The sequence below is a fragment of the Vibrio sp. 1288 genome, from assembly GCF_033344475.1.
The window spans coordinates 1-1,006 of record NZ_JAWPOX010000170.1; the positions used below are offsets into that span (position 1 = coordinate 1).

The window sequence follows — 1,006 nt, forward strand, 5'->3', positions numbered from 1 at the left end:
TTGTGCGCTTGCATTAAATCCTGCTTCGGTTGGCATCATGTGCGGCAAAGAGGTATCAGGCAGACAAAAGTCATTGTCGTAATCAAAACGGTAAGTGTTTGGGATCCATTTATCGGTGATTTTTTTGCTTTCAGAAGGAATTTGAAAGCTAATGCTTGCGTCTAAAAGCTTTACATTTGGTTGGTCGAGTAGGGCATGGAGTTCTTTTGCACTGATCAATGCTTGCATTGCTAAATCCTTCTTGTCGTGGGAGTGACCACTGTTCTAGTTACAGCTGACGAATGAAAGTGATGGTTCAAAAGTTGAGCTTGTCGCTTGCCTAAATGTGGCTGTCGAACCGATCGCACAATCAGTTGTTATCGGAACGGCGACGCGTTGTTGTTCGATATCAGGAGCGTCTATCGTCAGGTAACGTCGTTGCCCGTCTAAAGACTGAGTCAAAGTGTTGCTGATGACGGTCGCTGATAAGGTTTTTTCGCTGGTGGGTGAGCCCCACAAAAGTAAAAGGAGCAGAGCAATCGAACCGATGAGGACCAAAATGTAAGTTTTGGGGTTATCCAAGTTGAGTTCCACCCGTTTAGGCTAGCGTAAGCCTATTGTTTTACAATAAAAAAATCGCATGTTCAAAGAACGATGCGATTTTTGCTGATATTTAACATCTCTAAGAGGTTTTGGTTTGTTTGCTATTCATGACATTAATGCTTACATGCGCCAAGATGAATCTTCTGCTGATATCACGTGCTGCACGGGGTCTGAACCGTCATAAAACCAAACTTCGACTAACAGATTTCCTTGGCTATCGGAGACCGGAAAATTCATTTCGGCTTTTCCGTTGATGAGTGCTTCAGAAGCTACTTTGCTTGCGTATTTCGCTTGATAGCTACCTGAAGTCATCTCTTGATACTCTTTATAGACACTAAGGTGCGCGCGTTGTGAAGAGTAGCCACTAATGTCAACAGATAGAGCACGAGCGACGATCGGATCGTAGTCGTAGCCATCTGGTACG

Annotated in this window: 1 protein-coding gene and 2 pseudogenes; all 3 read right to left on the reverse strand. The window is 44.1% G+C overall.

Translation table 11 applies throughout. The annotated features are described in order from the left end of the window. A pseudogene (locus tag R8O11_RS25400) lies at window positions 1-228 on the reverse strand (sulfurtransferase); the annotation flags it as partial. 36 nt (window positions 229-264) lie between these two features. Continuing rightward, window positions 265-561: a hypothetical protein gene (locus R8O11_RS25405; protein WP_024702597.1), complete on the reverse strand. Its 297-nt coding sequence runs from the start codon at window positions 559-561 to the stop codon at window positions 265-267. Between the two features lie 141 nt (window positions 562-702). Continuing rightward, window positions 703-1,006, reverse strand: a pseudogene (locus R8O11_RS25410) (hypothetical protein); the annotation flags it as partial.